Here is a 23,795-nt window from a genome sequence, read left to right on the forward strand (position 1 = left end):
GGGCGGTGGCGCCACGAGAGACACCGTCGTGCGAGCGTGTCGAGGGACGCCGTCGGTGCCTCCCGTCGCGTGACGTATCGCCGAGTCGTCACGAGACACGCCAGCCCCGCCACAAGACACACAGTACACCCGGACGGATCAGCCGTCACAGCATGAAGAAAGTCATCGCCAGCGTCGGTATCGGCAACGCGTCCGTCGACACGGTCCTCCCGTCGGAGACGGTCGTCCCCGGAGAGACAGTCACTGCGGACGTACAGATCGCCGGCGGCGACGTCCAACAGGAGGTGGGTAGCGTCAGGATCGAGATCGAGACCCGGTATCTCACGGAGGAGGGCTACCGCGAGGTGGACTTGGATCGGTTCGTCGTCGCGGAAGACCTCGTGATCGAGCCGGACGAGGAGACCGTCCGAGAGACGACGTTCCAGGTACCGTACCACACCCCGGTGACGATGGGCGACGCCGAGGCGTGGGTGGAGACGGAGCTGGACATCGACCTCGCGGTCGACCCGGACGACACGGACTACCTGGACGTGCGCCCCACCCGACGGCTCCAGGCCGTGTTCGACGCGATGGAGGAGCTGGGCTTCTCGCTGCGGACGGCCGACTGCGAGGCGGACCCGTACGGCCGGTACACGGAGGGAGCCAGCTTCTTCCAGGAGTTCGAGTTCCGCGCGACCGGAGGTCAGTTCCGCGGCGCCGTCGACGAGGTGGAGCTCGTCGCCAGTCCCGGGCCGGACGCGCTGGACCTGTTCGTCGAGGTGGACCGCCGTGGCGGGATGTTGAGCGAGCTCGCAGAGACGGACGAACGACTCGCTCGGACGAGCGTGGCGTCGACGGAGACGGCCGCCGTCCGAGAGGAGCTGGCGACGCTGATCGAGCAGTACAGCTGAGCCACCGAAACCGACACGTTCCCGCAGCCCCTGGATGTCGTCGTGGCCACACAGTACACAGTCGCGTTCGCGGAGCCGAACGAACTGACCGACGACGGCGAGACGACCGTCGTCGTCGACGACTACGACGACTTCGGCAGCTCCTACAGCTTCCACGTCGACGGCACCACCCGTTCGTTCGGGAAACAGCTCGTCGAGTCCGTCGAACCGGTGGCGGGGACGGAGTCCGACGAGACGGCGGAGTAATTGCGTACGGAGGAAACGCCTTTAGCCTGGCGCTCGTATCGGGTTCGTGTCCAACATCCGTCGGTTCGTTGTCAAGAACGCCGGACGGGCCGCCGTTCTCGCGGTCGCGGTCGCGGCGCTGTCGGTGCCGGCGCTCGCACACGTCGACTACGTCACCCAGGGCTCTGGAGGGTACGTCAACCCTATCGCCTTCCTGTTGGAGGTGTTGTCACGGCCGGCCAACGCCACGTTGTTGTTCCTGGGCGGCGGGGGCGCGGCGGTCGCGGCCGGCGGCTACGCCCGGTTCCGGCCGTTCCAGACGGACCTGACGGTCGCGCGTCGGACGCTCCAGTCGTACCGGCCGTACCTCCCGTGGATGTTCCGGCTGAGCGTCGGACTGCCGCTCGTCGGCGCGGGGTTCGCGGGCTACCTGTTCACGCCGGCGGTGCCCACCTCGCTGCGGTTGTTCCAGGTCGCGCTCGGCTTCCTCCTGTTGTTCGGGCTGGCGACGCGGTGGGTCGCCGTCGTCGGCTTGGGGGCGTACTTGTGGGTGTTGGCGACCGGCTGGCCGGAGCCGTTGCTGGCGCTCGAGTACGTCGGGGGCTTCCTCGGCATCCTGTTTCTGGGTAGCGGTCAGCCGAGCGCCGACGGACTGCTCCGTCGGCTCCGGGTGACCGACGGGACGCTACTCCACCGGTTCGGCGTCGGCGGCGACCCGTTGGACCGGCTCGTCGGTCGACTGGACGCCCCGGCCGCGACCGGGCTCGTGCTCCGGGTCGCCGTCGGCGCCCAGTTCGTCTACCTCGGTGTCGTCCAGAAGCTGATGCAGCCCGGCGACGCGCTCCAGGTGGTGTCGAAGTACGATCTGACGGCGGTCGTGCCGGTGGCCCCGGAGCTGTGGGTCGCCGGCGCGGGGCTGACGGAGACCGCGGTGGGGCTGCTCCTGCTCACCGGGACGTTCACTCGCGCCTCGGGCGCCGTCGCGTTCCTCCTGTTCACGACGACGTTGTTCGGACTGCCGGACGATCCCGTGCTCGCGCACGTCTCCCTGTTCGGGCTCACGTCCGCGCTGCTCGTCACCGGCGGCGGCCCCTTCTCCGTCGACGGCTGGCTGTTCGGCGACGACTGAGCGTCGACGGCCGGTTGTTCGGCGACGACTGAGTGTCGACGGCCGGGGTCGTCGCGTCGGCTACCGGCGCGGCGGCGCAGGGTCGTCTGCGGGGCGGTCCAACAGCCGTTCTCGCAGCGTCTCGTTGCCGTACCTCGGGACCAGTCCACGGTCGCGCAGCTCCGGCACGAGCAGGTCGACGACCGCCTCGAGCCCGCCGGGGACGACCGGCGCGGTGACGACGAAGCCGTCGGCACCCGCCTCCCCCCACTGCTCCAGTTCGTCGGCGACGCTCGCGGGTGTGCCGACGAACTCGGCGGTGGGGTACCGGGCGTAGCGGACGGCGGCTTCGCCGACGGTCCACTCGCGGTCGTCGGCGAGGAACGCCCGGAGCGCCCCTCTGATCCCGTCGGCGTCGATCGCCTCGAGCGGTTCGTCCGTGTCGTACTGGGAGTAGTCGTGGTCGAGGTGGTTCGACAGCCGGACGAGCCCGGTCTCCGGCTCGATCACGTCCAAGACCCGGTCGCGCTCCCGCTCGGCGTCGGCGGCCGTCTCGGCGACGTACGGCGTGATCGCGGGGTACAGACGGAGGTCGTTCGGATCACGGCCGGCGTCGGCGGCCCGTTCGCGCACGTCGGCGGCGTAGTCGGCGAACCCCGTCCGCGACAACGAGAAGGAGAACAACGCCTCGGCGTTGCGGGCGGCGAACGCCCGGCCGCGGTCGGACTGGCCGGCCTGGAAGATCACGGGCGTCCGCTGTGGCGTCGGCTGTGTCATGTGCGGGCCGGGGACGTCGAAGTACTCCCCCTCGTGGTCGACGAACGACACCCCCTCCGGGTCGGCGTAGGTGCCGCCCGCGGCGTCGCGCACGACGGCGTCGTCGTCCCAAGAGTCCTCCCAGAGGCTCCGGACGACCGTCAGGAACTCCGCGGCGCGGTCGTACCGCTCGTCGTGGGGGATGCGTCCGTCCAAGACGTTCTCGAACTCCAGTCTGCCGGCGGAGGTGACGACGTTCCAGCCCACCCGGCCGTCCGTGAGGTCGTCCAGCGTGGAGAGCTTCTTCGCCAGGAGGTACGGGGGGTACAGCGACGCGGATGCGGTGGTGACGAGCCCCAGAGACTCCGTCGCGCCCGCCAACGCCGACAGCAACGGCAACGGGTCGTTCTCGGGGAACTGCTCACCGCGTCTGACCGTCGGCGCGACGCTGTCGCGGTAGCGGTCGGCGACGTTGTACGCGTCCGCGAAGAACAGCCCGGCGAAGGCGCCGTCCAGGGTCGTCGCCAGGTCGGTCCAAAAGGAGAGGTTCCGGTAGCCGTCGGCCATCTCGTGGTCCGGCAGCCGCCAGGCGTCCTCGACCGTCGGCGAGTGGCTACAGTTGACGTAGGCGAACAGATCGAACACGGTCGTCGTTGGACCGCGACCGTGGGTAAACTGTCGCTTTCGGCGACTCCTGGGCGGTGATCCCGCGACGGTAACACGACGGCCACCCGGTGACACGAACGTCACCTGGTGACTCTTGTTTCACTTTTACAACTTACTAAAGGAAACTGTATCCGGTATCGAGAGCAGCTTAGACGGTCGTCCCCTAACACTGGTGTGAACCTGAGAGAGGCAGTTCGAACGCGGCGGTCGGTCCACCAGTACAGCGACGAGTCGCTGTCACGAGAGACGATCCGAGAGATCGTCGACGACGCGCGGTTCGCTCCGTCCGGGTACAACCTCCAGCCGTGGGAGTTCCTGGTGCTGGACGAGCAGTCCGACCAGGAGACGCTGCGGGAGGTGGCGTACGAGCAGGAACACGTCACGGAGGCGGGCGCGGCGGTCGTCGTGTTCGGCAACACGGACCCGGCGGCCCACGCCGAGGCCGTCTTCGACGACTGGCTGGACAAGGGGTACCTCCCCGGGGAGGAGGTCAAGCAGGGACTGCTGGAGAACGTCGCCGGAATGGCGGATCTGCCGGAGGCGGAACGGCGGGTGTGGACCACCCGGTCGTCGTCTCTGGCGGCGATGACGCTGATGCTGGCCGCCTGGGACCGCGGGGTCGCCTCCTGTCCGATGGAGGGGTTCGACGCCGACGGGCTCGTCGACGCCTTCGACGTGCCGGACGGCTACGAGCCCGTCATGCTCGTCACGCTGGGCTACCCCGCCGAGGGGGCCGACGACGTGGACAACGACCGCAAGGCGCGCCGGTCCGTCGACGAGATCACTCACTTCGGTTCGTTCGATCCCGTCTCGGAGACGGACGTCGCCGAGACGGAGACGACGGAGGCGGTGGAGGCGGTGAAGGCGGACGATTGACACCACCAGCAGACTGATTACGCGTCGGTTGCGGTAGGCGAACAGTGAGTGACGAGACGGATGGAGCGGCGTCGCCGGACGACGACGGCGTCGACGGCGTCGAACTCGGCGGACGACGGGAGTACGGACGTGCGGCGGTGACGCTGCTGGCGGCGGCGACACTCGTGCTCGTGGCCGCGGCGGTGCCGGCGGTGGTCGGGAGCGGGGCGCCGCCGGCGCTGTCGCTGTCGCCGTTCGGCGGCGGGACGGCGGGGGAGGCGGCCGACGCGGCCGGCGACGCCGGACTCCCGAGCGGTTCGGGCGCCGGCGGAGCCGGTGGACTCGGCGGTGACCTCGCCGGCGGCAGCGGCGGCGGGTTCGGTGCGCTGTCGGCCGCGGAGTCGGCCAGCGTCGGCGGCGCGACCGCGCCGGGCGACGACCGACCGTTGGCGAATCAGAGCGCGGAGGTTCACTTCGTCGTCGAGAGCAGCGCACCGTCGTACTGGCGCACTGGAGCCTACGGCGACTACACCGGCCAGGGGTTCGAGCGCGCCGGCGAGTCCCGGTCGTTCGACGGGACGGTGCCGGCGGGGCCGCTGCGGGGCGACCGGGTGGCCTACGAGGTGACGCTCCGGCAGTCGGCGACGGCGCTGCCGACCGTCTGGCGTCCCGCACGGGTGGACGCGCCGGCGGGGACGCGGCTGGCGCCGGGGGCGTCGTTGGCGCGGTCGGAGCCGGTGCCGGCCGGCCGGAGCTACGAGGGAGTGTCGTACAACCCCGCTCGGGAGCCGGCGGTGTTGCGCGCGGCCGGCCGGGACTACCCGACGGCCGTCACGGAGCGTTACCTCGGGGTCGGGAACGCGCCGGAGACGGAACGGGTCGCGGCGTTCACGAGCGAACTGACGAGCGACGCCGGCACGCCGTACGCGACCGCCGTCCAGATCGAGCGGTGGCTGGAGGCCAACCGGAACTACTCGCTGTCGGCGACCCACGACCCCAGCGACGGGACGGTCGCCTCACAGTTCCTGTTCGAGATGGAGCGGGGCTACTGCGAGTACTTCGCCGCGACGATGACCGTCATGCTGCGCACCCAGGACGTGCCGGCGCGGTACGTCGTCGGCTACTCCACCGGCCAACGCACCGGCCCGGGGGAGTACACCGTCCGGGCGATGAACGCCCACGCCTGGGTAGAGGTGTACTTCCCGGACGTTGGGTGGGTGCGGTTCGACCCCACGCCCGGGAGCCAACGACTCTCGGCGGAGCGACGGGCGTACGCCAACCAGACCGGCGCCTCGGCGGCGTCGTACAGTCCGACGGAGTCCGGCAGTCCCGGCGAGACGTTCGATCCGAACGGAACCACGACGACGGACGACACCCCCGTCACGCCCCCCGCCGACGCCACCGGGACGGAGGCGACCGACGGGTCGCCCTCGACCGACACGACGCCCGGCGAAGGAACCGGGACCACGGGCGGCACCGACGGCGCTGACGGGACTTCCACGGGGGACACACCGGGCGAGCGCGGCACCCCTGGCGACGACGCGACACCGAGCGCGCCGACCGCGACACCCCCCGGCGACGGAACGCCGAGTGGTGACGCGACGGCGACTGGCGGCAGGACCCCAGGCGGTGACGCGACCGCGACCGAGGGCGGAACGCCGAGTGGCGACCCGACCGCGACTGACGGCAGGACCCCGGGTGGTGACGTGACGGCGACCGAGGGTGGAACGCCGGGCGGTGACGCGACCGCGACCCCCGGAGACGACACACCAACTGAGACGGATCCGGCTGGCACGGAGACGGCGGGAGCCACACAGACACCGACGGGCACAGAGACACCAGAAGCCGCAGAGCCACCCGGTAGTGTGGAGACACCGACCGGCACGGAGACACCCAGTAGTGTGGAGACACCGACCGGCACGGAGACACCCAGTAGTGCGGAGACACCGACCGGCACGGAGACACCCAGTAGTACCGAGACACCGACCGGTACGGAGACACCGACCGACACAGAGACGCCCAGTGACGACGAGACGGACAGCCCGCCGCCGCTCGCGGTCGATCTCAACCGGACGGCCGTGCCGGGCGCGACAGTCGCGGTGACGGTGACGCGTGCCGACGAACCGATCCAGGGAGCGGTCGTCCTGTTCAACGGTGCCCGGATCGGCACGACGAACGACACCGGAGTCGTCGTCGCCCGGGTGCCGTACGCACGGGAGCTGAACGTCACCGTCCGGGCGCCGGCGCGGCGGGCGTCGGGGGGGGCCGCGGGCGGGCTGCCGCCGACACGGAACGCGACCGCCGGCGACGGCAACTCCACGACCTACCCGCTCGACACGCGGGTGTCGGTGTCCGTCGTCGGCAACGTGCGGAGCGGGCGCACGGTGACGGTCGTCGCGGCCGTCAGTGACACCCCGGTTCGCGGGGCGGCGGTGCGGCTCGACGGTGAACGGGTCGCCCGCACCGGCCCCCGCGGACGGGCGAGCGTCCGGCTCCCGACGACGCCGGGCGAGTACACGCTGACGGTGCGGCGCGGGCCGGTCGCGGGCAACCGAACGGTGCAGATCCACCGCCTGAACGCGACCAGCGCCGTCGGGTGGCCGGTGGCGCTGCCGTTCGCACCCGTCACCCTCTCGACGACGCTGGACGGGCAGCCGGTGGACGGCGCGACGGTGAGCCGTGGAGGCGCCGGGCTCGCCGAGACCGGCGCGGACGGCACCGCGACGCTGTCGCTCCCGGTCGCGGCGGCGCCGACGTACGTCGTTCGGGCGAACGGCCAGCGCGCGACCACGACCGTCGCCGGCGTCGGCCGGACGACCGCCGGGGTCGGAGTCGTCGCCCTCGGCCTGCTCGTCGGGGCCGTCGCCCTCGTCCGGCGCACCGGCGTCGGTCCGCAGACGGTCGTCGCCCGACTCCGACGCGTCGCCGTCCTCGCCGGGCGGACGGTGTTGTCTGCGGTGCTGCGGGTCGCGGCCGCGGCCGACCGGGCCAGCGACGCGTTGCTGTCACTGTTGGGTGATCTGCTGGCCCGTCGGGTGACGCTCGCCCGACTCCCCGGCCGACTGGCCGCGCTCGCCCGTGGCGCCGGGCTCGCGCTGGTCGCCGGACTCGGAGACCTCCTCGCGGCCGTCCGACGGATCGGGCGCGCCGCCGCCGGCGACGGCACCACGACCGCGACGACGGCGGCCGACTCCGGCGGTGACGGCGAGTCGTCGGCGACCCCGTCCGCGAGACAGACGATCCGGACGACCTGGACGCAGTTCGTCCGACTGCTCACCGTCCGGAGCGTCCGGACGCTGACGCCGGGCGAGTTGGCTCGGTGGGCTATCGAACGCGACGGGCTCCCGGCGGGCCCGGTACGGACGCTGCGCGACGGCTACCGCGCCGTGGAGTACGGCGACGCCGACCCCCGGAACTACGTCGACCGGGTGACGGAGGCGCTCGCGGGGCTGCGGGGCGACGACACCGAAGACGACGGGGGTGAGTCGCCGTGACTCCGCGACGGATCCTGACGGCCGTCGTCGGCTGGCTCGGGGTCGCGGCGCTGGCCGTCGCGGTCGCCGTCGCCGTCGCACCGGCGACGACGGCCGAACTGCTGCCCGCCGTCGGGTCGCTGACGGAGCTGTTGGCCGAGTTCGACGGCCAACTGTTGCTGGTGGCCGCCGCGGCGTTCGCGGGCTCGTTGGCCGTCGTCTTCTCCCGAGTCGGCGTCTCGGCGACCGAGGCGACGGACGCCGCGATGGACGGCCGGGACGGCCAGCCCGCCGAGGCAGTCACGGTGCCGACGGAGACGATCACGGGCTCGGGACTGGACAGAGCGTTCGACCGGGTGCGGGGAGCGTCGCTCGACAGCACGGTCGACCGACTCCGCGGGATGGCCGTCGCCGTCGAGCGGACGACCGCCGGCGTCGATCCGGAGACGGCCCGCGACCGAGTCCGACACGGCGAGTGGACGGACGACGAGCTCGCGGCGGCCGTCCTCGGCGAGGCGGTTCCGGTACCGGTGGTCGCGCGGCTGCGCGCCTGGCTCGACGAGGAGCGCGAGGCGCGCCGCCGGCTCCGCCGGACGGTCGCGGCCGTGGAGACGCGGCTGGACGACGACGGGCCGAGCGGGGGTGGGTCCGCGTGACGGACGAGTCGACGAGCGCCGACGCGACCGAGACGCGGGCGGCGGACACACGCGCGACCGACGCCGAGACGGCCGGCGACTGGGACTGGGTCGACGAGGAGTGGGACGAGCCGACCGGCGGCGGAGGGGGCGGTGACACCGCGGGGAGCAGTGACGACGACATCGGAGCGACCGACGAGAGTGAGACGACCGACGAGAGCGAGACGGCCGACGAGACGGCGACGGTGCTCGGTCGGGAGCGGCTGTGGCGTCGGTGGCGGGTGTGGCTCGGTGGGGCCCTTGGCCTCGTCGGGCTGGGGCTGTTGTACGGCGCACCGTTGGTCGTTGCGAGCGCGGTGGTGCCGCTGACGTACGTCGGCTACGCGGCCGTGTCGGCGCTGCCGGCGACGGCGAGTGTCCGGCTGACCCGCGCGGTGCCCGACCGCCAGACGACACCCGGGGACGCCGTCCCGGTGGAACTCACCGTCGAGAACGACGGCGACGCGGTCCTGACGGATCTGCGGGTGGTCGACGGCGTCCCCGAGGAGCTGGGGGTCGTGGACGGCTCCCCGCGGGCGGCGCTGTCGCTCCGCCCCGGGGAGACGGCGAGCCTGCAGTACGAGGTGGTCGCCCGCAGGGGGAGCTACCAGTTCGACGCCGGTCGCGTCCGGGTCCGGTCGTTGGCCGGCAGCGACGCGGCGACGCTCTCCGTCCCGGTCGGCGGCGACGACGCCGTCGGCTGTACCGCGCCGGCGGCGACGGTCGGCGTCTCGCGTGCGGCGCCGCTGGGCGTCGGGAGCGCGACGGCCGACACCGGCGGCGAGGGGCTGGAGTTCCACAGCACCCGGACGTACCGCCGTGGCGACCCCCGGTCGCGGGTGAACTGGCGGCAGTACGCGAAGCGTCGCCAGCTCGTCACGACGGAGTTCCGAGAGGAGCGCGCCGGCCGGGCGGTGGTGCTGGTGGACGTGCGGCCGTCGACCCGACGGTCGGCGGCCGCGGCCCACCCGACGGGTGCGGAGTACGCCGCCTACGCGGCGGAGGCGGCCGTCGAACGGCTCCGCGCGGACGGGGACGAGGTGTCGCTCGCGGTGTTGGGGCTGTCACCCGAGGCGGTGTCCGTCCCGGTGTCGACCGCCGGAGAGACGGCGTGGGTGCGACGAGCGGACGGCGCCGACGGCCGACGGCGGGCCCGGGAGACGCTGGCGGCCGCGGCCGCGGTCGCGGGCGAGCGGAGCCGGGAGTCGCCCGGGGAGGGAGGGTACGACGGCGACGTGCCGCGCGGGACGGACGCCGCGGCCGCCTCGCTCGTGGCCCGGTGTCCGGACGGGGCGGAGGTGATCGTGGTCTCCCCGTTCCCCGACAGCGTGCCGACGGCGTACGCCCGGCGGTTCGCCGTCGCCGGCCACGCCGTCTCCGTGATCGCGCCGGACAACACCGGCGGCGACAGCCTCGGCGGTCGGACGGCCGCGGTGGCGCGTCGACTCCGGCTCCGGGACGCCCGACCGTTGTGTCGGACCGTCGTCGACTGGCCGAGCGACAGACCGCTAGGGCTGGCGGTCGCGCGGGCACTCGCCGGGGGTGGACGGCGGTGAGCCGGTCGGGAGACGCGGACGGCGCCCCGCCGACGGCCAACTGGCGGTCGCCGCCGGTCGTGACGCTGCTGTCGACGTTGTTGCTCGTGGGCGCCGGCTGGGCGCTGGCGACCGCGGTCGGCGTCGTCGACACGGCCGGCGCGACCGTCGCCGGTGCCGTCGCCGTCGGCGTCTTGACACGGCTCGCGGCCGCCGACAGCTACCGCCCGGCGGCCGTCGCGGCCGCGACCGTCGTGACGCTGCCGGCCGGCGGGCTGGCCGTCGCCGGTACGGCGCTCGTCTTCCTCGCGCAGTTCGCCGGCTCGGCGCCCGTCGGGGCGGTGTTCGTCGTCGCCGGCCTCGGCGTCGCGGCGCTGGGGGCGACCGGGCTCCCGGGCGAGCCCGTGGCGTCGCGTGGACTCTCGGCGGCCGCCGCGGTCGCGCTGACTGCGACCCTGCTCGTCGGGACGGCCGCGTCGCTGCCGGCGCTCCGGGCCGTCGCCGCCGCCGAGGCGGGGGTGACCGTGTCGCTCGCGCCGTTGTCGTCGTTCGTCGACCGACTCGTGACGGTCGTCGTCACCCCGGGAGCGTCGCCGCCGCCGGTCGGCAGCCTCCTCGCGGTCGCCGGGCTGGCGGCGGTGACGCTCGCGGCCGCGTCGCGCCGGCTGCCCGTCGTAGAACTGCTGGACGACGAGACCGAGGAGACTGCCGGTGCCGTCGCCGTCTACGACGCCACGCTCGCGGCCTTGGACCGCGGGTGGGCGGTCGTCTTCCTCGCCGGGCCGGTGTGGGCCGTGAACGCGCTCGCGCCGGAACTGCTGTGGTCGCGGGTGCCGCCGGGCCTGACGGAGTCGTTGGGTGCCGCGACGGCGGCGCCGGGGATCCGGGCGTTCGCGGTCGGGGTCGTCGGCGCCGGGCTGGGCGTCTGGGGAGCCGTCCGGCTCGTTCGAGTCGCCTACCGCACCCGACTGGGCACCCGGACGGTCGCGGTCGGCTACGCCGCCGGGACGGGCGTGCTCGTGTGGCTGGGGTGGAGCCAGGGTGGTCGGCTGGCGACCACGTTGGTCGCTGCCGCGGCCGCAGAGCTGCCGGCGTCGGCCGCGGCGACCCTCCGGACGGAGTTCGACGCCGTCGTCGCCTACTACGGCCTGGGGACGGTCGGGTTGGCGCTGGTCGCGGCGTGTGTCGCCGCGACGGCGACGGTGACGCTCGCGCTGGCCACGGGGGCCGTCGTCGGGCTGGCGCCCGGCTCCGGCGTCGGCCACGGGCTGGCGGCCGCCGGACTGTTCACCGCCGGCGGGGTCGGACTGGCGGTCGGCGCCGGGCCGGCGCCGGCGACGGGAGCGTTGGTCGCGGCCGTCGCCGTCTGGGACCTCGGGACGTACGGCGTCGAGCTCGGGCGAGAGGTGGGTCGTCGCGGCCACGCGCGGGGAGCCGTGTTCGTCCACCTGGGCGGGACGCTGCTCGTCAGCGCCGTCGCCGCGGTCGGCGCCGTGGCCGCCGTCCGGGCGTGGACGGCCGTGCCGTTCGCGCCCGCGGCACCGGCGTCGGTGGTGCTCGTCGTCGTCGTGCTCGCGCTCGTCGTGTTCGTCTCACTCCTCCGGTGAGTCGGGCTCCCGCTCCACCATGAACTTCATGTCACCCTCGAACACGACCTCGTCGTCCTGGTTCGTCATCGTCGAGTCGATCACGACCAGCCCGGCGTCCTCGCGCGAGGACAGCGCCTTCGTCTCGGTGACTTCCATGTCCAGCGAGACGGTGTCGCCCTCGTGGACCGGTGCCGGAATGTCCATGTAGTTCATCCCGAGGAAAGCCATCACGCGCCGTTCCAGGAACCCACACCGGTAGACGAAGCCGGTCGCCAGCGAGAACGTCATCGGTCCGTGAGCGACCCGTTCGCCGAACTGTGAGTCGGCGGCGTACTCCGCGTTGGTGTGTAGCTCCGTCCAGTCGCCCGTGAACGACGAGTGCATCACGAAGTCCGACTCCGTCACCGTCCGGCCGACGCTCTCGAACGTCTGTCCCTCCTCGAACGCCTCGAAGTACTGCGGCTCGTAGCTGTACGGCACGCCCGTGGCCTCTCCCGCTCGCGGTAAAAGTTGCGCGGGTCCGCGAGCGTGGTGTCAGCCGCCCGACACCGGCGGGAACAGGGCGAGTTCGTCGCCCTCGGAGACGGGGGTGTCGAGATCCGCCGGCTCCCCCTCGTGGAGGAGGTTGACGTGTGGGCGGAGCTCTCCGTCGTCGTCGGTGACGCGGGCCGCCAGGTCCGGGTGTGCCGACAGCAGCGCCGACAGCGCCTCGCCGACGGTGTCGCCGTCCGTCTCCACCGTCGGCTCTTCCGTGCCGGCGACCTCCGCGAGGTCGGCGAACAGTTTCCACTGCACGGTCGTCGTCCGGTCGCGGCGCGCTTGAGGGTTGTGTCGCGTGCCGGCTCCGGAAGGCTCACGTCGGCGGCGTCGCCAGACGCCGTATGGGAGATACGGACACGGAGGCGGATCGGCGGTCGGTGCCGCCGGAGACGGAGCGGCGACCGGTGACGGAGACGCTCCACGGTACGGAGATCGTCGACCCCTACCGGTGGCTGGAGGGTGACGACGAGGCGGTCCAGGCGTGGACGGACCGCCAGAACGGGCACGCCGACGCGGTGTTGGACACCCCACAGCGGGCCGCACTCGACAACCGGTACGAGGAGTTGGCCCAGGTGACGGAGTACGGCCGCGTCGACCCCGCCGGCGGGCGGTACTTCCAGACGGTGTGCCGCCCGGACGACGAACAGGACGTGTTGACGGTCGCAGACTCGCTGTCGGCGTTCCGACGGGACGACCGCCGGGTGTTGTACGACCCGAACGGCGGCGACGGGACGACGGCGATCGGCTGGGCCGTCCCCGGCCCCGACGGGGAGTTGGTCGCCTGTGGCGTCGACGAGGGGGGCCGCGAGCAGTACGACGTGGTCGTGTTGGACGCGACGACCGGGGAGACGGTCGAGACGCTGCCGGACGTGGGCCGGACGAACCGGGGGACGTTCGCGTGGGCCGGTGACGCCGTCGGCTTCTACTACTGTGCCACCGGCAGCGCCGAGGCGGGCAGCCAACTGGACAAGGAGGTGCGCTACCACGAACTCGGGGGCGACGCCGACGGCGACGTGGTCGTCGCAGACGAGTTCACCGACCACGAGTGGCCGAGCCTCCACACGGACGGCGACGCCCTGTTCGTCTCTGTCACCGAAGACTGGACCCGGACGGAGCTGTACGGCTACCGCGGGCCGCCGTCCGAGGCGACACTGGAGCCCATCCTGACGGGGTACGACGCGGTCTTCGAGGTCGAGACCGGCGGCGGGCGGTTGTTCGTGTCGACGGACCACGAGGCGCCGCGCTACCGGGTGGTGGCGACGGACGTGGACCGAGCGCTGTCGGACGACCCGCCGGCGCTGTCGGCGTTCGAGACGGTCGTGCCGGAGACGGAGGCGGTGATCCAGTCTGTGTCGGCGGCCGACGACCGACTGTACGTCCACCGTCACCGTGACGCCACCTCGGAGCTGACGGTCGAGCTGGACGGCGAACGCCGCACCGTCCCGCTGGGCGGACTCGTCACCGTCGACGCCGTCGAGGCGGACGAGGAGGGGGTGTTCTTCAGACGGCAGTCGTTCGGCGAGCCGCAGTCCGTCTGTCGGTGGACGACCGGCGGCGGCCGCGAGACGCTGACGACCCGAGACGTCGACGTGCCCTTCGAGGTAGAGACGAGCCAGGAGTGGTTCACCGCCCCCGACGGGACGGAGATCCCGGCGTTCGTTGTCCGGCGGGCCGGGGTGGAGCCGGACGGGACGAACCCGGCCGTGCTCACCGGCTACGGCGGGTTCCGGATCAGCCGGACGCCGTACTTCGACCGGTTCCGGCTGCCGTTCCTCCGCGCCGGCGGCGTGTTCGTCGTCGCCACGCTCCGCGGCGGCGGCGAGTACGGCGAGCCCTGGCACGACGCCGGCTCCGGCGACCAGAAACACCACACGTTCGAGGACGCCGAGGCGGTCGCAGACGGGCTCGTCGACCGCGGCTGGGCCCGACCGGACGGACTGGGCGTGATCGGCGGGTCGAACGGCGGGCTGCTCGTCGGTGCGCTCGTCACCCGCGACCCGGACCGCTTCCGGGCGGCCGTCTGTCTGGTGCCGTTGCTGGACATGTTACGCTTCCACGAGTTCCTGCTCGGGGAGTCGTGGACCGCCGAGTACGGCTCCCCCGAGAACCCGGACGCCTTCGAGACGCTGCGGTCGTACTCCCCGTACCACAACGTCGGGGAGGCGGCGTACCCGGCGACGCTGTTCGAGACGGCGCTGGGCGACACACGGGTCCACCCGGCCCACGCCCGCAAGACCGCCGCGCGGCTCCAGGCCAACAACACCGGCCCCCACCCGGTCGCGCTCCGGGTGGCCGAAGACACCGGCCACGGCGTCGGCAAACCCACCTCGATGGTCGTCCGCGAGCAGAGCGAACGCTGGGGGTTCCTCGCCGACCAGCTCGGGATCGACACGACGGCGCTGACGACGGACGGCTGACAGGAGGCCGTCACCGTGTGAGTATTTCACATGCCCGCACGACGGCGGGCGAACCACTCGGTAGTACTGTAGAGTAATTACGTCGCTCCGGGTCTCTTCGTATCGAGTGTCGGACAAGAGGTGAACTGATTTTCACCGAAGTTTTATCTATGCAGGTCACCGTTTGTCGAATGCGGTGGGAGCAGCGGACACCGTGTGCCTCTGACAAGACCCCCCCCGTCCGCCGGGCTCCCCGCCGGATTCTTTCAGCGCAGTCGTCGCAGCTGGAGTCCGACACCAGCGACTGCCGCCAGCAACAACGCGAGGTTGAACCCGCCGCGGACGACCGGCCGGAACTCGTCGCTCACGAACCGCCGGATCAGCGTGTCGACGGCCGTGTACGTCTGAACCGCCGTCACGAGCGCGACCAACGCCAGGCCGAACAGGAGGAGGTAGTCGACCAGTCGCCGGAGGCGCTCGTACGTCGAGGAGGCGTCGACGGGGTTCGTGGACTCTTCGCCGCTCGTCTCGACGCGTGTGTCGTCTGGCTCTGTCTCTGTCATCGTCGTCTCACCACGACTGTCGCGGCCGCGAGCAACGCGGCCAGTGCGACGACCGGGCCGAAGCCGGGGGCCGACGACGACGTCTGCGCCGGCCCGCGGGTCGCCTCCGGCTCCGGTCTGGCCGTCTGTTCGAAGTCCGCTACGTCGAACTCCACGTCTCGAACGGTCTCCTCGGCGGAGATGCGTTCCTGCGGGTCCAGGTTGGCGACCGACCGAGCGGTGTCGATCACCACGTCGTCGCGGTACAACACCACGTCGACGTAGTAGTTGTAGCCGGTCGGAACGGTCACCTCGGCGGCTGCCTCGCCGGTGCGGCCGGGCCGAATCTGCCCGACCGACTCCGCCGCGCGGGCGGTCTGGACGTTCGACTCCGCCTGCCGGAGTCGGAACGCCACCCGGAGGTCGCCGCTGGGTTCGTCGCCGCCGTTGGCCAGGCTGGCCGTCAGCCGCAGCCGGGTGCGGTTGCCGTCGGCCGACGTCACGGCCACGGAGACGGGCGGCAGCGCGGTCCGGTCTGTGAACGACACCGGCGACGCCGCGTACGGCGGCGTCAGCGCCGCCACGCCGGACACCCGCCGGGAGCGCCGATCCACCGCCCGGCCGTCGTGGAACAGCGTCGTCTCCAGGACGTACCCGCCCTCGCGTGGCACCCGGAGTGTCCCGTTGAGTTGGACGCTCCGGTCGCCGGTGAGCTCTCCGGCCTCGCGGCGTCGTTCCGTGATCAGGAGTCCGGACTCGGCGTCGTACGCCCGGAACCGGACCGTCACGTTCGGCGTCGGCTGCCCCCGGTGGTCGATCCGTGTGAGTAGCCGTAGCTCCGCCGTTCCCCCGCTGATCTCCCCGGGGGTGACGGACACCTCGGACACGTCCACCGGCCCGGGTCTGGTGACCCCCTCGTCGGGGTCGGCGAGAGCGCCGGGGACCGCGAACACTGCGACCGCCGTCACGAGGAGGAGGGCGACGGCCGCCGTCGTCAGACTTCGTTCGAATCGCACGCCGTCGACTTCCCCGGAGGCTGGCAAAGGCTTTGTGTCCCGGTGTCGACCGTGGGGAACACAACCGACTTGACGCACCGCCCCCTGGAGCGTCCATGTCCGGACGGGAGCTCCTGTGTGCGCACGCCGACGACTACGACTTCGACCCCGAGGCCGTTCGGCTGGAGGACACGGACGTGCTCGAACGGCTGGCCCCGTCCGTCCGAGAGTGGTGGGTCGATCAGTTCGGCGAGTTCGTCCCGGAGAACGGCGGCTTCTTCACCCCACCACAGCGGGAGGCGATTCCGCTGATCGACGAGGGGACGAACACGCTCGTCTGCTCGCCCACCGGTAGCGGCAAGACGCTGTCTGCGTTCACGGCCGTCATCGACGACCTCTACCGCCGAGAACGCGAGCAGCCGGACGGGCTCGACAACTCCGTCTACTGTCTGTACGTCTCGCCGCTGAAGTCGCTGGCCAACGACATCCACCGCAACCTGGAACGGCCCCTGTCGGGGATCGCCGAGCGAATGGCCGACCGCGGCCACGAGACGGAGATCAGACACGCGATCAGACACGGGGACACGAGCGACAGCGAACGCCAGCGGATGTTGGAGACCACGCCACACGTCCTCAACACGACGCCGGAGACGCTGGCGATCCTGCTCAACTCCCCGAAGTTCAAAGAGAAGCTTCGAACCGTGGAGTACGTCATCGTCGACGAGATCCACTCGCTGGCAGAGAACAAACGCGGCACCCACCTCTCCGTCTCCCTGGAACGGCTGGAGAACATGACGGAGGGCTCGCCGACCCGGATCGGTTGTTCGGCGACGGTGGAGCCGTTGCCGACGGTGGCGAAGTTCCTCGTCGGCCGGGAGTCCGGCGACCCGCCCGGCGGCGACCCCGGCTTCCGAGACTACGAGATCGTCGACACCAGGTTCCTCCGGGACTACGACCTCCAGCTGGAGTGTCCGACGGACGACCTGATCGACACCCCGCGAGACCGCGTGAACGAGGCGTTCTACGACCGACTCCACGAACTCGTCCGGAGCCACGACAACACGCTCGTGTTCACGAACACCCGATCGGGAGCCGAGCGGGTGTTGGAGAACCTCCGTACGGGGTTCGACGCCTACGACGAGTCCAACTCCGGGTGTCACCACGGCTCGATGTCGAAGGAGCAACGCGAAGGGGTGGAGTCGGACCTGAAGTCCGGCGACGTGGACGTGGTCACCTCCTCCACGTCGCTGGAGCTGGGGATCGACATGCCCCACCTGGATCTGGTGGTCCAGGTGGGCTCGCCGAAGTCCGTCGCCGCGTTGCTCCAACGGGTCGGTCGAGCCGGCCACCAGGTCGGCGAGACGGTCGCCGGGCGGGTGATCGCGTTGGACCGCGACGAACTCGTGGAGTGTGCGGTGATGCTCCAGAAGGCGACGGAGGGGTTCGTCGACCGGGTGTTCGTCCCGGAGGCACCCCAAGACGTGGCCGCACAGCAGGTGTACGGGATGGCGATCAACGAGGTCCGACCGGAGGCGGAGGCGCTGGCGACGCTCCGGCGGGCGTACCCGTACCGAGAGTACACCGACGACGACTGGGAGCAGCTGTGTCGCTACCTCACCGCCGACTACGACGGGCTAGAGGAGAAGAACGTGTACGCAAAGATCTGGCGGGACACGAACGACCCCCCCGACGGCGAACACCACTACGAGGAGTACGACGTCGGCCAGCGGCTGATCGGCAAGCGTGGCCGGATGGCGCGCGTGATCTACATGACCAACATCGGGACGATCCCGGACTCGTTCACCTGTGACGTGTACACCCGCGGGAACGACGAGTGGCTCGGCCAACTGGACGAGGAGTACCTCGACACCCTGGAGAAGGGTGACGTGTTCGTCCTCGGCGGGGGCAACTACGAGTTCCAGTACCGCCGGGGGTCGAAGGTGTACGTCGACCCGACGGGCGCCCGACCGACGGTGCCGTCGTGGTTCTCCGAACGGCTCCCCTTGAGCTACGATCTCGGCCGAGAGATCCTCTCGTTCCAGTCCACGGTCGAGGAGAAGCTGCGCGAGGGCGGACGGTCGGCGCTGCGGTCGTGGCTGCGGTCGCTGCCGGCCGACGAGAACACCGTCCGGTCGCTGGCGCGGACGTTCGACCAACAACGCCGCTACGCCGGGTTGTCGTCCATCTCTACCGCCGAACGGCTCGTCGTCGAAGAGGAACTGGACCGCGACGAGTACCGCCGTCGCTACTACGTCCACTCCAACTACGGCCGGCGGTTCAACGACGGTCTCTCCCGGCTCGTCGCCTACCGGTGTGCGAGACGGACGAACACGAACGTCCAGTTGGCGGTCGCCGACAACGGCTTCACCGTGTCGATGCCGCTCAATCGGAAGGTGGACGTGTCGGACGTGATCGAGAGCATCGCGCCCGAGGAGGCGCTCCCGGATCTGCGGGCGGCACTCGACGGGACGGACCTCCTGAAGCGGTACTTCCGGATCGACGCCACTCGGTCGCTGATGATCCTCAAGCGCTACAAGGGGTACGAGAAGTCCGCGGCCGAACAACAGGTGTCCTCGGAGATGCTGTTGTCGTTCGCCCAGGAGCTAGACGACTTCGCCGTGATCGAGGAGACGTACCGGGAGATCGTCGAGGACGTGCTCGACCTCCGCGGGATCAGAGAGGTGTTGGGGGCGATCCAGGACGGGGACGTGGCCGTCGAGGGGTTCGAGGTGGACTCCCCGTCGCCGCGGGCGTTCGGGCTGGCGACGCTGGCGGCCTCCGACGTGGTGTTGGCGGGCGACGAGTCGGCCGCGCTCCAGGAGTTCCACGCCCGCGTGGTCGAGCAGATCGAAGGGTAGACCGGCGGTGGCCGCGGCACTTAACCCGGGCGCCGTCCACCTGTTCGCGTGCGACTCGTCCAGGTGATGGTGCCGACGGGCCGGCGCGAGGCGGTCGTCGAGGCGTTGGAGGCGGAAGGCGTCGACTACGTGCTCACCGAGGAGGCGAGCGGCCGGGAGTACACCGCCGTCGTCTCGTTCCCGTTGCCGACGGCGGCCGTCGAACCCGTGTTGGAACGGCTGCGCGAGGCCGGACTCGAGCGCGACGCCGCCACGGTCGTCGTCGACGCCGAGACCGTCGTCTCCGACCGGTTCGACCGGCTCGCCGCCGAGTACGAGACGGACGAGGAGACGGACGACGACCGAATCGCCCGAGAGGAGTTGGCGACCCGGGCCGAGGGGATGGCGCCGAAGACCCGGACGTTCGCCGTGCTCGCGGTCGTCAGTGCGGTCGTCGCCACCGCCGGACTCCTGCTCGACTCGCCGGCGGTCGTCGTCGGCTCGATGGTGATCGCGCCGTTGCTCGGCCCGGCGATGGCCGCGGCCGTCGGGACGGTCGTCGACGACGAGGCGTTGTTTCGGCGCGGGGTGACCCTCCAGGTCGGCGGCGGGCTCCTGGCTGTGGTCGCGGCGACGTTGTTCGCCGTCGGCCTGCGGGTCACGGGCGTTGTGCCGACGACTGCCGCCGAGGTGTTCGCCACGTCGGAGGTGGCCGAACGGCTCCGGCCGGACCTGCTCGCGCTCCCGGTGGCGCTCGGCGCCGGCGTCGCCGGCGCGTTGTCGCTGTCGGCCGGCGTCTCCGCGGCGCTCGTGGGCGTGATGATCGCCGCCGCGCTCGTCCCCCCGACGGCCGTCGTCGGGATTGGCATCGCCTGGGGTCGCCCGGCGGCCGTCGCCGGTGCCGGTCTCTTGGTCGTCGTCAACTACCTCTCGATCAACGCGACCGCGCTCGGCACGCTCTGGTACCGTGGGTACCGTCCGGACGACACGTTCGGCTACGAGACCGCGACCGGCACCGGCCGTCGGCTGGCCGTCCTGTCGGTCGCGCTGGCGGCCACGACGGCGTTGCTCGTCGGCGCCACCGTCGCCGGGGGCGGGACGGCCGCCGTCGACACCGCCGCCCGGGAGGAGACTCGCGCGCTGCTGTCGGATCGCCCCGGCCGACTCCACGCCGTCGACACCCGGACGACCGGCGTGCTCGTGCGTCACCCTGCGACGGTGACGGTCACCGTCGCCGTCCCGCCCGAGGCCCCGCTCCCTCGGGTGGCCGCCCCGCTCGCCGATCGGCTGGCCCGGGCCACCGAGCGAGCGTTCGCCGACGTGCCCGCCGTCTCTCCGCCGGCGCCGACCGTTCGAGTGGAGTACGTCCGGACGGACCGAGCACGCCGGTCGTCGGCGATCACGACTCCGAGCCCACCGTCCCGGACGCGAGCAGGAACTGTTGGCCCGACTCGTCCGTCCACACCACCTCGACCCGTTCACCCGCTTGGATCACGTCGTACGACTGTGTAGCGTTGCGTTCCTGGATGACGAGCCTGTCACCGTGGTCGATTCCGTCGCCCCACTGGACGACGACGTTCGAGGAGTTGCCGTCGGGATCACCCGGCGGCCCGGGCCCGGGCTTGTTCAGGTCGTTGAACGCGCCCGGGTCCACCTGAACGACCAACCCCTGGAGTCGGGCACCGACGTCGCCGTCGCCGCCGATGTCCTCGACGACGGAGCTGTTGAACACCTCGTCCGGGCCGATGGTGACGGTGATACGGCCACGACCGAACGTCTCGCCGGCCTGGTGTTCCAACACCACCGCGTCGTTCTTCGCCACGCCGTCGCCGATCCGCTCGGACGTGATCGAGATCGAGGTCGCCGGCGGCCGCTCCGACGGCGAGTCGATCCCGAACACGAATCCGCCGATCACGGCCGCTAACACCACGACGACGGCAACCATCAGGATCGTTCCGACCACCGGCGACACGGCACGGTCGCTCCCTCGACACATCTCGTCGGTACGTCTGCAGACAGTGGCAAAAAACCACCTCTTCCGTCGACACACGAGCGTTTGCGAACAGTTAATTCGATCTCGTCACGAGTACGCCACGTGAGCGGGTCACTCGACCGCGGCGTCTCCCCGGTTGTCGCCACAGTCCTGATGGTCGCGGTCGTCGTCGTGCTCGCGGCGACGGTCGGCGTGCTCTTGATCGGCGTCGACAGTCCTTCGGAGCCCCCACGGGTCGTCGTCTCCGTCGACGAGCGACAGTTCACCGAGGGTGCCGAGCTCGACGACGAGCCCGGCGCCTGTGACGCCAGCTACGAGGTCGGCTTCCTCGTCCAGATCGACCTGTTGGACGCCGCCGACCGGATCTACGTCGTCGTCCGGGCGGAGACCGGGGAGACGCTGAAGACCGTCTGGGACGACCCCGAGGCCGCCGGCGTCGGCTCCGAACGGTTCCTCGCCAACGAACAGGAGGGCAACGCCGGCGTTGACGTCGACATCGGCGAGGACGGCAGCGACGACTGGGCCGTCTGTCCCGACGAGTCCGGGACACTCGCCTTCTACGCGGAGTACGAGGGAGACAACTGGCTGTTGACGGAGTACGAGTACTGAGGGGCGGGTCGCCGGGGGGCCGGAACCTCCGGACGCTCGTCGACCCTACGGGTTGTACGCTGTCGCCGAGGAGGCGACCACCCGATAGTCGTCGAACTGCCCGCCGGTCGTGTAGACGACCCAGTGTTCCCGGTCGAGTCGGTTCGGGTACGCGACGATCTGACCGTCGGCGAACCCGGTCTCCGTGCGTCGTTCCACGAACCGCCGGGCAGCTTCGATCACCTCCTCCCGAGGGCTGTACAGTTCGAAGCTCGGACTGTCGCGGGGGAAATCCAGCGTCTACCGAGCCGCGTTCTGCCCCCGTTCGTTCGAGAGGCGATCGAGTGTCTCCCGCCGAACACCGGTGAGCACGCGCGCGTTCGGGAACTCTACTCTGTGATCTCTCCGACGATGTCGTCCGCTCGCTCACGTCCCCTCCCGGTGACGTGCAGTCCGTTCCCCCCGTCGGACGGGCACAGGACGCTCGTGTCCACGAGAGCGTGTCTCCCGTCTGTTACCCTTCACCCCTCGTCGTCGTCCGTCGGGGACGTCGAGACAGTCACCGGCTCCTCCGGTTCGCGCCGCCAGTACGGCTTCACCTGTCCCGGTGTTCGACCGGCGAGCCGTCCTCCGTGGAGGGGTACTGACGAGAGACAGATCTGTCGTCAGACGTGGAAACCGCCTCCGTGGGCGTGTCTCTGTATGCAGACACGAGCAGTTCGGCGTGAAGACACACACCAGCGAAGTGGAGACGGGTGCAGTCAGTAGACATGGCACGACACACGCGCCGTGCGGTGCTCGGTGGTCTCGCGGCAGTTGGACTGGCAGGCTGTACCGGACGACTCGGCGGTGACGGCGAGCGAACCGCCGAGACGTCCGAACGAACGCTCTCGACGGTGCCGGAGACGCTCTCGGTCACGAACGAGGTCGGGGCAGTCTCCGTGACCGGCGAAGACCGGTCGGACGTGGGGATCGAACTCACCCGGCGGGGGCCACCCGGTCGGATCGAGAAACTGGCGTTCGGCGTCCAGCGTGACGGCTCGTCCGTATCGCTGGTCGGGGAGACGACCAACGAGGGGCTGATCCAGAACGACGCCGGCCTGTCGTTGGAGATCACCGTCCGGGTGCCGACGAGCGTCGCGGTGGAACGAGTCGAGACGACCGTCGGAGACGTGAGACTCACCGGGGTGGGCGGCGATCCGACCGTGGAGTCGACCGTCAGCGAAGTGACTGTCCGTTCTGTGAATGGGTTCGTGTCGGCGCAGACGACGGCCGGCGACGTGACGATCAGAGACGTCGGCGGACTCGACCGCGTGGAGGCGACGACCGGTGACCTCGCGCTGGACGTTCCGTCGCTCCGCTCCGACAGTTCGATCACCACGACGACCGGTGACGTCGACCTCGCGGTCGCCCCCGAACTGGACGCCGCCGTCTCCGTCAGTGCCGAGACGGGTAGCGTGACAGTCTCCGAACTACCGCTCACGGTCACGGAACAGACGACGGGAGCGGAGGTCAACGGGACACTGGGAGGTGGCGACGATCGACTCAGCGTGGAGACGACCGTCGGGACCGTCACACTCCGTCGGCTCCCCGCGTAACCGACACCGCGTCGGCTACCCACTCCCGAGCGGGTGAGCTCGACACTGAGGCGCTGGAGCCGGACGGAGAGAACGGGGAGAGAACTGTCCAGTCTCGACGACACGTCTCGATGCTGCTTGGATGTGTCTAGCGGATGAACGTATCCTCGAACGGCTCGACGAGTTCGGCACGGGGACGGCGTGGGAGATCGCGTTTGATCTTGATCGGCGGGTTGGGCACGTCCGACGGCGGTGTCGCGTGCTCGCCGACGCGGACTTCGTCGGCGTGGTGCGGTCGATCCTGCTGGACTACTCGTGTGGGGAGGAGCAGTGTCACGATCTCTGTGGTCCGATGTCGTCGACGTTGCCCACGACACCGGTCTCTGCTCGCGTGGGTCGCTCCAGCGCAGACTCTCGACGCTCGAAGACGAAGGAGTCGTCCGCACGATTCCGGTCGATCGTGACGGCCCCGGCGGACGACCGAACCGACTCGAGCCGCGTGAGGGTATCTCTGGAGAACTGCCTCCGGCCGTCCTCGACGCACTCTCGTAGTCGG

Annotated in this window: 21 protein-coding genes; 13 read left to right on the forward strand and 8 right to left on the reverse strand. The window is 71.1% G+C overall.

Going from position 1 to position 23,795, the window contains the following annotated elements; translation table 11 throughout:
* Nucleotides 1-152 precede the first annotated feature (152 nt).
* Genes RYH79_RS07050 through RYH79_RS07060 form a run of 3 tightly spaced genes read left to right on the forward strand, consistent with a single transcriptional unit; the run spans nucleotide 153 to nucleotide 2,244 of the window.
* Nucleotides 153-890 carry a sporulation protein gene (locus RYH79_RS07050; protein WP_370897589.1) on the forward strand — a complete coding sequence of 246 codons (738 nt, stop codon included), beginning with the start codon at nucleotides 153-155 and terminating at the stop codon, nucleotides 888-890.
* Nucleotides 891-932: 42 nt separating this feature from the next.
* Entirely contained in the window at nucleotides 933-1,136 is a 204-nt protein-coding gene (locus RYH79_RS07055; RefSeq protein WP_370897591.1) for a hypothetical protein, read from the forward strand.
* 55 nt (nucleotides 1,137-1,191) lie between these two features.
* Nucleotides 1,192-2,244, forward strand: a complete 1,053-nt coding sequence (locus RYH79_RS07060; RefSeq protein ID WP_370900801.1) for a DoxX family protein — start codon at nucleotides 1,192-1,194, stop codon at nucleotides 2,242-2,244.
* Between the two features lie 60 nt (nucleotides 2,245-2,304).
* On the opposite strand, the gene RYH79_RS07065 is transcribed toward RYH79_RS07060, so the two are convergent.
* A complete protein-coding gene (locus tag RYH79_RS07065; RefSeq protein ID WP_370897593.1) occupies nucleotides 2,305-3,624 on the reverse strand; it encodes an NtaA/DmoA family FMN-dependent monooxygenase in 1,320 nt (439 codons plus the stop codon).
* Between the two features lie 195 nt (nucleotides 3,625-3,819).
* Between RYH79_RS07065 and RYH79_RS07070 the strand changes: the two genes are divergently transcribed.
* From RYH79_RS07070 to RYH79_RS07090, 5 genes are read left to right on the forward strand one after another with little or no spacing between them, the layout of a single operon-like run.
* The gene (locus RYH79_RS07070; protein ID WP_370897595.1) at nucleotides 3,820-4,521 is read left to right on the forward strand and encodes a nitroreductase family protein; all 702 of its coding nucleotides are present in this window, start codon (nucleotides 3,820-3,822) and stop codon (nucleotides 4,519-4,521) included.
* Nucleotides 4,522-4,565: 44 nt separating this feature from the next.
* Nucleotides 4,566-7,994 (forward strand): transglutaminase domain-containing protein, encoded by a 3,429-nt coding sequence (locus tag RYH79_RS07075; protein WP_370897597.1) that lies wholly within the window; start codon nucleotides 4,566-4,568, stop codon nucleotides 7,992-7,994.
* Nucleotides 7,991-8,629 (forward strand): DUF7269 family protein, encoded by a 639-nt coding sequence (locus tag RYH79_RS07080; protein ID WP_370897599.1) that lies wholly within the window; start codon nucleotides 7,991-7,993, stop codon nucleotides 8,627-8,629. The genes RYH79_RS07075 and RYH79_RS07080 overlap by 4 nt, the downstream gene beginning before the upstream one ends.
* Nucleotides 8,626-10,203 carry a DUF58 domain-containing protein gene (locus RYH79_RS07085; RefSeq protein WP_370897601.1) on the forward strand — a complete coding sequence of 526 codons (1,578 nt, stop codon included), beginning with the start codon at nucleotides 8,626-8,628 and terminating at the stop codon, nucleotides 10,201-10,203. Before RYH79_RS07080 ends, RYH79_RS07085 begins: the two co-directional genes overlap by 4 nt.
* Entirely contained in the window at nucleotides 10,200-11,789 is a 1,590-nt protein-coding gene (locus RYH79_RS07090; RefSeq protein ID WP_370897603.1) for a hypothetical protein, read from the forward strand. Before RYH79_RS07085 ends, RYH79_RS07090 begins: the two co-directional genes overlap by 4 nt.
* Here RYH79_RS07090 and RYH79_RS07095 read toward each other — a convergent pair.
* Nucleotides 11,775-12,251, reverse strand: a complete 477-nt coding sequence (locus RYH79_RS07095; RefSeq protein WP_370897605.1) for a MaoC/PaaZ C-terminal domain-containing protein — start codon at nucleotides 12,249-12,251, stop codon at nucleotides 11,775-11,777. The genes RYH79_RS07090 and RYH79_RS07095 overlap by 15 nt on opposite strands.
* A 54-nt stretch (nucleotides 12,252-12,305) precedes the next feature.
* On the reverse strand, nucleotides 12,306-12,566 hold the full coding sequence (locus tag RYH79_RS07100) for a ubiquitin-like small modifier protein 1 (protein WP_370897607.1): 261 nt from the start codon (nucleotides 12,564-12,566) through the stop codon (nucleotides 12,306-12,308).
* Between the two features lie 86 nt (nucleotides 12,567-12,652).
* Between RYH79_RS07100 and RYH79_RS07105 the strand changes: the two genes are divergently transcribed.
* Entirely contained in the window at nucleotides 12,653-14,728 is a 2,076-nt protein-coding gene (locus tag RYH79_RS07105) for a prolyl oligopeptidase family serine peptidase (protein ID WP_370897609.1), read from the forward strand.
* A 245-nt stretch (nucleotides 14,729-14,973) separates the two neighbouring features.
* Here the strand turns inward: RYH79_RS07105 and RYH79_RS07110 are convergent, their stop codons facing one another.
* Both RYH79_RS07110 and RYH79_RS07115 read right to left on the reverse strand, forming a co-directional pair.
* On the reverse strand, nucleotides 14,974-15,270 hold the full coding sequence (locus RYH79_RS07110) for a DUF8060 family membrane protein (protein WP_370897611.1): 297 nt from the start codon (nucleotides 15,268-15,270) through the stop codon (nucleotides 14,974-14,976).
* The gene (locus RYH79_RS07115) at nucleotides 15,267-16,265 is read right to left on the reverse strand and encodes a DUF7490 domain-containing protein (protein ID WP_370897613.1); all 999 of its coding nucleotides are present in this window, start codon (nucleotides 16,263-16,265) and stop codon (nucleotides 15,267-15,269) included. Before RYH79_RS07115 ends, RYH79_RS07110 begins: the two co-directional genes overlap by 4 nt.
* Nucleotides 16,266-16,360: 95 nt before the next feature.
* On the opposite strand from RYH79_RS07115, the gene RYH79_RS07120 reads away from it, so the two are divergent.
* Together RYH79_RS07120 and RYH79_RS07125 are read left to right on the forward strand one after the other, a co-directional pair.
* On the forward strand, nucleotides 16,361-19,102 hold the full coding sequence (locus tag RYH79_RS07120) for an ATP-dependent helicase (RefSeq protein ID WP_370897615.1): 2,742 nt from the start codon (nucleotides 16,361-16,363) through the stop codon (nucleotides 19,100-19,102).
* A gap of 48 nt (nucleotides 19,103-19,150) precedes the next feature.
* Nucleotides 19,151-20,593, forward strand: a complete 1,443-nt coding sequence (locus RYH79_RS07125) for a TIGR00341 family protein (protein ID WP_370897617.1) — start codon at nucleotides 19,151-19,153, stop codon at nucleotides 20,591-20,593.
* On the opposite strand, the gene RYH79_RS07130 is transcribed toward RYH79_RS07125, so the two are convergent.
* The gene (locus RYH79_RS07130) at nucleotides 20,481-21,077 is read right to left on the reverse strand and encodes a type IV pilin N-terminal domain-containing protein (protein ID WP_370897619.1); all 597 of its coding nucleotides are present in this window, start codon (nucleotides 21,075-21,077) and stop codon (nucleotides 20,481-20,483) included. The two genes, RYH79_RS07125 and RYH79_RS07130, sit on opposite strands and share 113 nt — an antisense overlap.
* A gap of 99 nt (nucleotides 21,078-21,176) precedes the next feature.
* Between RYH79_RS07130 and RYH79_RS07135 the strand changes: the two genes are divergently transcribed.
* Nucleotides 21,177-21,683, forward strand: a complete 507-nt coding sequence (locus RYH79_RS07135; protein ID WP_370897621.1) for an archaellin/type IV pilin N-terminal domain-containing protein — start codon at nucleotides 21,177-21,179, stop codon at nucleotides 21,681-21,683.
* 45 nt (nucleotides 21,684-21,728) lie between these two features.
* On the opposite strand, the gene RYH79_RS07140 is transcribed toward RYH79_RS07135, so the two are convergent.
* Nucleotides 21,729-21,905, reverse strand: a complete 177-nt coding sequence (locus RYH79_RS07140) for a hypothetical protein (protein ID WP_370897623.1) — start codon at nucleotides 21,903-21,905, stop codon at nucleotides 21,729-21,731.
* Nucleotides 21,906-22,432: 527 nt separating this feature from the next.
* Between RYH79_RS07140 and RYH79_RS07145 the strand changes: the two genes are divergently transcribed.
* Nucleotides 22,433-23,260: a DUF4097 family beta strand repeat-containing protein gene (locus RYH79_RS07145; protein ID WP_370897625.1), complete on the forward strand. Its 828-nt coding sequence runs from the start codon at nucleotides 22,433-22,435 to the stop codon at nucleotides 23,258-23,260.
* Nucleotides 23,261-23,387: 127 nt separating this feature from the next.
* Here RYH79_RS07145 and RYH79_RS07150 read toward each other — a convergent pair whose 3' ends face one another.
* Nucleotides 23,388-23,576, reverse strand: coding sequence for a hypothetical protein (locus RYH79_RS07150; protein WP_370897627.1), 189 nt, complete (start codon nucleotides 23,574-23,576; stop codon nucleotides 23,388-23,390).
* Nucleotides 23,577-23,795 lie beyond the last annotated feature (219 nt).

Origin of the sequence: Halobaculum sp. MBLA0143, assembly GCF_041361465.1 — an archaeon.
Taxonomy (GTDB): Archaea; Halobacteriota; Halobacteria; order Halobacteriales; family Haloferacaceae; genus JAHENP01.

Coding starts and splice junctions, on each gene's coding strand:
- RYH79_RS07110 (WP_370897611.1), bottom strand. CDS start 15,270: ATGACAGAGACAGAGCCAGACGACACACGCGTCGAGACGAGCGGCGAA.
- RYH79_RS07105 (WP_370897609.1), top strand. CDS start 12,653: ATGGGAGATACGGACACGGAGGCGGATCGGCGGTCGGTGCCGCCGGAG.
- RYH79_RS07130 (WP_370897619.1), bottom strand. CDS start 21,077: ATGTGTCGAGGGAGCGACCGTGCCGTGTCGCCGGTGGTCGGAACGATC.
- RYH79_RS07120 (WP_370897615.1), top strand. CDS start 16,361: ATGTCCGGACGGGAGCTCCTGTGTGCGCACGCCGACGACTACGACTTC.
- RYH79_RS07145 (WP_370897625.1), top strand. CDS start 22,433: ATGGCACGACACACGCGCCGTGCGGTGCTCGGTGGTCTCGCGGCAGTT.
- RYH79_RS07050 (WP_370897589.1), top strand. CDS start 153: ATGAAGAAAGTCATCGCCAGCGTCGGTATCGGCAACGCGTCCGTCGAC.